The 7,053-nt window shown below is 67.5% G+C and carries 8 protein-coding genes; 7 read left to right on the forward strand and 1 reads right to left on the reverse strand.

The features are described 5' to 3' along the window. The first annotated feature begins 221 nt into the window (after positions 1-221). The 7 genes from VGV06_17345 (at position 222) to VGV06_17375 (ending at position 6,326) form a co-directional block, all read left to right on the forward strand. Positions 222-1,457, forward strand: coding sequence for an ABC transporter substrate-binding protein (locus VGV06_17345; GenBank protein ID HEV2056909.1), 1,236 nt, complete (start codon positions 222-224; stop codon positions 1,455-1,457). Positions 1,458-1,463: 6 nt separating this feature from the next. Further along, positions 1,464-2,345, forward strand: coding sequence for a branched-chain amino acid ABC transporter permease (locus tag VGV06_17350; protein HEV2056910.1), 882 nt, complete (start codon positions 1,464-1,466; stop codon positions 2,343-2,345). 11 nt (positions 2,346-2,356) lie between these two features. Then, on the forward strand, positions 2,357-3,331 hold the full coding sequence (locus tag VGV06_17355; GenBank protein ID HEV2056911.1) for a branched-chain amino acid ABC transporter permease: 975 nt from the start codon (positions 2,357-2,359) through the stop codon (positions 3,329-3,331). Next, positions 3,322-3,807, forward strand: coding sequence for a VOC family protein (locus tag VGV06_17360; protein HEV2056912.1), 486 nt, complete (start codon positions 3,322-3,324; stop codon positions 3,805-3,807). Before VGV06_17355 ends, VGV06_17360 begins: the two co-directional genes overlap by 10 nt. A gap of 17 nt (positions 3,808-3,824) precedes the next feature. Continuing rightward, the gene (locus VGV06_17365) at positions 3,825-4,997 is read left to right on the forward strand and encodes an acyl-CoA dehydrogenase family protein (protein ID HEV2056913.1); all 1,173 of its coding nucleotides are present in this window, start codon (positions 3,825-3,827) and stop codon (positions 4,995-4,997) included. Next, a complete protein-coding gene (locus tag VGV06_17370; protein ID HEV2056914.1) occupies positions 4,997-5,884 on the forward strand; it encodes an NAD(P)-dependent oxidoreductase in 888 nt (295 codons plus the stop codon). Before VGV06_17365 ends, VGV06_17370 begins: the two co-directional genes overlap by 1 nt. Positions 5,885-6,005: 121 nt before the next feature. Continuing rightward, positions 6,006-6,326, forward strand: a complete 321-nt coding sequence (locus VGV06_17375; protein ID HEV2056915.1) for a GYD domain-containing protein — start codon at positions 6,006-6,008, stop codon at positions 6,324-6,326. Positions 6,327-6,407: 81 nt separating this feature from the next. Here VGV06_17375 and VGV06_17380 read toward each other — a convergent pair. Continuing rightward, on the reverse strand, positions 6,408-7,053 hold a 646-nt coding region (locus tag VGV06_17380; protein ID HEV2056916.1), incomplete at its 5' end, for a methyltransferase domain-containing protein.

A 7,053-nucleotide genomic window follows, 5' to 3' on the forward strand; every position in this document is an offset into this window, starting at 1 on the left:
CTACGCCCCTCAGCTCGAACGGCCACGCCCGAGGGAGCCAGTGACGCGAGGCGTACGTGGGTGTACGTTGAGCGTCGCTGGCGACCGAGAACGAAGTATGGCGAAGCAAATTGGCCCAGCACCGCGGCGCGGGCCGCCTTGACATCATGAGGGGCCCCTGCTATCAACGGAGCGCGCCGGACCCGCCGGCACCTACCCACACATCGAAGGAGGAGACGACGATGGCGTCGATCACACGTCGAAAGTTCCTGGCCGCAACGGGCGGGACCGCCGGGGCCATAGCGACCCAGGGATTCTTCCCAGCGGTGCTTCGCGCGCAGGCTGAGCCGCTCCGCATCGGCTGCCCGCTGCCGCTGACGGGACCGTTCGCGGCGCTCGCCGCGGACATGCAGCGCGGCGCCCAGCTCGCGCAGGACGAGCTCAACGCCAAGGGCGGCGTGATGGGCCGCAAGGTCGAGGTGCTCTTCCGCGACGACGAGCTCAAGCCGGCCGTCGGCGCCCAGCGCACCAAGGAGCTGATCGAGAACCAGAAGTGCCAGTTCATCGTCGGTGGCCTCGCCGCGCACGTCCAGATGGCGATCAACGAGCAGACCAAGAAAGCCAAGGTTCTCTTCATCTCCACCAGTCAGTCCGACGAGATCAGCGCCAAGCCCGACACCAGCCCCATCACCTTCCACGAAGCGCTCAACCCCACCATCACGTCCCGCGTGATGGGCACCTGGGTCGCCCAGAACCTCGGGAAGAAGTGGTGGATCATCTACGCCGACTACGCCTGGGGCAAGCAGAACAACGCGGTCCTCCAGGACACGCTCCAGAAAAACGGCGGCACACTCCTCGGTGCCACCCCGTACCCGCTCGGCAGCGCGGAGTTCTCCGCCCACCTTCCCAAGATCCAGGCGGCCAAGCCCGACGTGCTGATGTCGATGACGCCCGGCGCGGACAATATCGCTTTCCTCAAGCAGGTGCGGAGCTTCGGCATGGACAAGACCATGAAGATCGCCCAGCCGCTTCTGTGGATCTCTTACCTGAAGGAAGGCGGGCCGGAGCTCTACTCGGACATCTACGGCTCGATCAACTGGTACTGGGAGCTCCAGGACACGATCCCGTCGGCGAAGAAGTTCGTCGAGGCGTCCATGAAGAAGTTCAACATACCGCCCGGCGACTACGGCGCCTACTCCTACTCGGGGGTGCTCGAGGTGGCGCGCGGAGTCGAGCTGGCCAAGTCGACCGACTCGGAAGCCGTCGCGAACGCGCTCCGCAAGAGCCCCGTCTACGACCACTTCAAGGGCAAGCAGTGGTGGCGGGCCTGCGACAACAAGTCCATGCAGGACATGTGGATCGTCAAGGGTCGCGGCCCCGGCAAGACCAAGGGCGACTGGGGGCTGATGGACATGGTCGCGAAGGTGACCGCGGACGAGAAATACGACCGGACCTGCGCCGAGAAAGGGTTCGTCTAGGCCCTGATGGACTTTTCGCTCGCCGCGGTCCTGCCCCAGATCTTCACTGGCCTGGTGCTGGGGATGCTCTTCGTGTTGCTCGCGATCGGCCTGTCGCTGATCTTCGGGCTCATGACCGTGGTCAATTTCTCGCACGGAGCGCTCTACATGCTGGGCGCCTACTTCACCGTGTTCTTTCTCGGTTACACGCGCAACTTCTGGCTGGCGCTGCTGCTGGCGCCGCTCATGGTCGGGACGTTCGGGCTCCTCGTGGAGCGCTTCCTCATCCGGAGGCTCTATGGCCGGAGCCCGGACGATCCGCTGCTGCTCACCTTCGGGCTCTCGCTCGTGCTCATCGAGACCGCCAAGCTCGTCTGGGGGAAGATCGGGCTCACGCTCGATCCCCCCCGCGAGCTGGGCGGGGCCGTCAACCTCGGCTTCATGGCGTTTCCCGCGTACCGGCTCTTCGTGATCGCGGTCACCGTGGGGGTACTGCTCGCCCTCTGGGCTTTCCTCACGCGCACCAACGTCGGGCTCATCATCCGCGCGGGCTCGCGCGATCCACTGATGGTCCGCGCCCTCGGCATCGATCTCAACCGCATCTGGCTGCTCGTCTTCGGCATCGGGTGCGCCTTGGCAGGTCTCGCGGGAGCGCTCGCCGGCCCGATGCGGGGCGCCTACGCGGAGATGGGCGTCACCATGGTCATCGAGTCGTTCGTGGTGGTCGTCGTCGGCGGGATGGGCAGCCTTCTCGGCGCGGTGGTGGCCGGGATCATGATGGGACAGGTGGTGGGCATCACCACCTTCTTCGCGCCCGCGCTCGCCGAGATCATGGTCTTCGTCGTGATGGCACTGGTTCTCCTCGTCCGGCCCAGCGGGATCTTCGGCGAGGCCGGGCTCATGGAGTGAGGGTGCCCGGCGTGGGCGCCTTGATTTCATGGGGGGGCCGCCATCCCGTGGCGGCCTTCGGCATGTTCTTCGCCGTGTTTCCGTTCCTCATGCCGTACAAGTCGCTCGCGTCCCAGGTGCTGATCTTCGGACTCTTCGCGCTCGGCTTCAACCTCCTCTACGGCTACACGGGCCTCCTGTCCTTCGGCCACGCGGCCTACTACGGCCTCGGCGCCTACGGCACGGGCATCGCGCTCGCCAAGCTCAAGATTGGCTCGCTCTGGCTCGGGATCGCCGCGGGGCCCCTGCTGGCCGTCCTGGGCGGCGCCGCGATCGGCTTCTTCTGCCTGCGGCGGCGCGGCATCTACTTCGCCATGCTGACGCTCGCCTTCGCCCAGCTCCTCTACTTCGTCGCGTTCCACCTGCCTGACGTGACGGGCGGTGACGACGGTCTGCGCGGGATCCCGCTGCTGCCGCTCAATCTCTTCGGCTGGAAGATCGACCTCGAGGGCTCGCTGGCTTTTTACTACTTCACGTTTGTCCTGGTCTGGCTCGCGGTTGCGGGCCTCAAGCGCATTCTCGACTCGCCCTTCGGCTCTGTGCTCCAGGCCATCCGAGAGAACGGCGACCGGGCGTCTGCGTGCGGCTACGATGTCCGCCGCGTCAAGCACCTGTCTTTCGTCTTCTCGGCGTTCTTCGCGGGCCTGGCAGGGGGGCTGGACGCGCTGCGGCTGGCGGTTGTGCCCGTGGAGTCGCTGTACTGGGTCACGTCGGGGCAGGTGGTGATCATGACGCTTCTCGGGGGCGCGGGCACCTTCTTCGGCCCCTTCGTCGGCGCCGGCACCTATCTGGTGCTCGGAGACCGGCTGGCCGTCTTCACCGAGCGCTGGCCGCTCGTGATCGGTCTCATCTTCATGGCGTTCGTGCTCTTCCTGCCCAAGGGCATCTGGGGCACGCTCGTGGCGAACCTCCCCGGCGGTGCTCCCGCCGAGGGCAAATGGCACTAGCCAAGGAGGACATCATGGCGGTCAAGGTGCTGGAGCTGCATCATCACGGCATTCGCGTCAACCCGGAAGAGACCGACAAGTCGCTGGCCTTCTACCGCGATGTGCTGGGGCTCACGCCGGACGCGGGGCGCCCGAACATCCCCGGCATTCCCGGGTACTGGATGGACTGCGGCAACGACACGCAGATCCACATCATGGGCTGCGAAGGCACGTCGCGCTACGCCAAGGGGCCGAAGCAGGACCCGACGACGCTCCACGTGGCGCTGGCCGTGCCCGACATCCAGGAGGCCAAGCGCGAGCTGGACCGCATGGGTGTCAAGTACTGGACCATCCAGTCCGTGGTCGGCCCGCAGCTCGAGCAGATCTTCATGGACGATCCGCACGGCAACCTGGTCGAGCTGCACGAGGCCGGCACCTGCCGCTGCAAGAAGACCGTCCGTAAGAGCGCGGCCGCGTCGCCGACGATGGCGGGCTAGGATGGGGGCGGGCTAGGATGCGACAGGACGTCGTCGACCGCGCCGACGCCCTTACGCGCGAGAAGATCGCCCCGCGCGCGGCCATGTACGACCGCGAGGGCAAGAACCCCGTGGAGAGCTGGGGCGATCTTCGGCGCGAGAGTTTCTTGGGGTGCGCGATTCCGAAGGCGTACGGCGGCATGGGGCTCGACATGGCGACCTACATCGGCGTCATCCGCACGATCGCCCGCGGCTGTGCCAACACGGCCATGACGGTCCACATGCATTCCACGGTCATGCGCTTCCTCGACGCTCTCGGCACGGAGGCGCAGAAGCGTCGCTACTTCGCCGAGGTGGTCGAGCACGGGAAGATGTTCGGCAGCTGGGGCAGCGAACCCGCGGTGAGCCTCTCGCGCACCTTCACGATGGAGACGGTCGTGCGGGCGGCGGACGGCGGATGGGTCGTGGACGGCGTCAAGCACTTCTGCACCATGGCGCTCGGCGCCTCGTACTACATGGTCTGGTGCGCCCTCGACGGCAGCGGCGACATGGCCACCGCGCTCCTCCAGGTCCTCGTGCCCGCCGAGAGCGCCGGCATCTCCACCGACGGTAAGTGGGACACCCTCGGCATGCGCGCGACCTTCAGCCCGACCGTGATGTTGTCGAACGTGCGCGTCCCGCAGGACGCGACCCTCGGCAAGCCCGGCTCGGCGACGGGCGTGGGCGTGGTCGAGAGCTTCGCGCTGGGTTACGCGGCCGTCTACGTCGGTATCGCGGAGGCGGCTTTCGAGTTCGCCGCGGACTACGTGAAAAAGCGCGTCGTCAAGCCCGAGAACGTTCCCGTGTCCAATGATCCGGGAGTCCAGCGCCAGATCGGTGACCTCGAGGCGCGCCTGGACGCCGCGCGGCTCGTCCTCCACGACTCGGCCTCGCGCTGGGAAGCCGCCGACGTGGCCCAGCGCGGGCACTTGGCCAACCGCGCAAAGTATCTGACCACGGAGATCGGCCTGCATGTCACGTCGCTGGCGCTCCAGATCACCGGCGGGCGCGGCGCCTACAAGGATTATCCCGTCGAGCGGGCTTTCCGTGACATGCGCACGGCGTCGCTCATGCCGCCCACGATGGAACGCATGGTCGAGGGCATGGGAAAGATCGCGCTGGGGTTGGGCGGCAGCATGTTCGAGTTCAGCGCCGGTCTCAAGAACGCCTGATGCCCAAGATCGCGTTCGTGGGCCTGGGCGCCATGGGCAGCGCCATGGTCAAGCGCCTCCTGGCCGCCGGCCACCCCGTCACCGGCTACAACAGGACGCGCGCCAAGGCCGAGGCGCTCGCCGCTCTCGGCATGAGCGTGGCGGACTCGGCGCGAGCCGCGGCCGAAGGCGCCGACGTGGTGCTGAGCATGGTGACGGACTCCGAGGCGCTCCGCGACGTGGCCCTCCGCCCCGACGGCATCCTGGCCGGGCTCGGCAAGGGCGCCGTGTGGGCCGAGATGAGCACCGTCAGCCCCGCGGTGACGCGCATGCTGGGCGAGCGCGTCGCGGAGCGGGGGGCGGCGATATTGGACGCACCGGTGTCGGGCAGCACCGTCACCATCGCGCAGGGGCAGCTGAGCTTCATCGTGGGAGGCGACGCGGCCGCTCTCGAGCGTATCCGGCCATATCTCCTCGCCATCGGCCCCACCATCACCCATGTCGGCGCGCTCGGCCTGGCCGTGACCATGAAGATCGCCATCAACCTCGGCATCGGCGTCCAGATCCTGGCTTTCGCCGAAGCGGTGCTGCTGGCAGAGAAGTCAGGCATCCCGCGCGAGCGCGCCGTCGAGGCGCTCCTCAAGAGCGTCACGGCGTCGCCCATGCTGAAGTACCGCGGGCCCTTCGTGCTGAAGATGCCCGAGGAGGCGCTTTTCAACGTGGTGCTCATGCAGAAAGACCTCGGCCTTGCCCTCGAGCAGGGGCGGGCGGTAGGCGTGCCGCTGCCGTCGACAAGTCTCACCCACGAGATGCTGACGGCCGCGCGCGGCCTCGGCTTAGCAGACAAGGACTTCGCCGCCGTCTTCGACGTCCTCGCGCGGATGAGCGGCCTGCCCGGCAGCTGCTGATAGCGTTGACAGGGCGTGCCCTCGCGCTCATAGTGCCTGCCACGTCTCGCTGGCGAAACAGCGAAGGCCGGAATTCCTCTGGCTGGGAAGCAACCACACGACGGTCATGGGAGGGAACGACATGCCCAAGTACCTTTTCATGGTGTCCTACACGGCGCAGGGCGCGAAGGGGCTGCTCAAGGATGGTGGCTCGAAGCGGCGGACGGCGGCCGAGCAGGCGGCGAAGGCGGTAGGCGGCAAGGTCGAGTCGTTCTACTTCGCATTTGGTGACAGCGACGCGTTCGTGATCGCAGAAGCACCCGACCATGCCTCGAGCGCTGCGATATCCCTGGCCGTGGCCGCCAGCGGCGGCGGTCACATCAAGACCGTGGTCCTCATGACCCCAGAGGAGATGGACCAGGCCGCGAAGAAGAACGTCGGTTACCGGCCACCAGGCCAGTAGTCGTCAAGTCGGTAGAGGCCCGGACACCATGGGCGTCGAGGTCCCCTCGGCGCTCGTGGTGTCTGGGGGAAGCGTTCCCACTCACTGCCGGCAGGGCTTTATGGCGCCGGCCGGCGGCAGGGTTTCCGGCGGCGTGAAGACGGCGAGGTAACCGTCTGCGGGAGCTAGCAGGGCGAAATCGAGCTGCCGGTAGCCGAGGGCGGACAGCTCGCAGCGGAGGAGCGCGGGCGGCGTGCTGTGGCGTTGAGTGGGCCGATCCATGTCGATGATGCCCACCCGGGCACCCGGGGCCAGCGCGGGCTGGAGCCGGTAGAGGAACTCGTAGGGGTTCTCGATCTCGTGATACATGTGCGAGAGGATCGCTACGTCCACGGAGTTCGCCGGCAGCCGCGGATCCCGCGGCAGCCCCAGGATGACCCGCACCCCGGCGATTCCCTCCCGCGCGAGCCGCGCCTTCAGCTGATCCAGGTACTCGGCTTTGACGTCGGTGGCGTAGATGGTGGCGTCCGGTCCGAGCCGGCGGGCGACCCGCACCGTGTAGTAGCCGAGGCCGGCGCCGATGTCAGCCACGCGGTGCCCCGGACTGATGCCGAGGCGATTCAGGACGCGCTCGGCCTCGCCGTGGCCGTCGCGCGTCTGCTCATTCGAGTACTCCGGGGAGATGATGCCGGCGACGGGACGGTCGGGAAGGGGAAAGCCCGGCGGGCCGGGACTGTCCTGCGCCTGG

The organism is Candidatus Methylomirabilota bacterium, assembly GCA_035936835.1.
In the GTDB taxonomy this organism is placed as follows: domain Bacteria; phylum Methylomirabilota; class Methylomirabilia; order Rokubacteriales; family CSP1-6; genus AR37.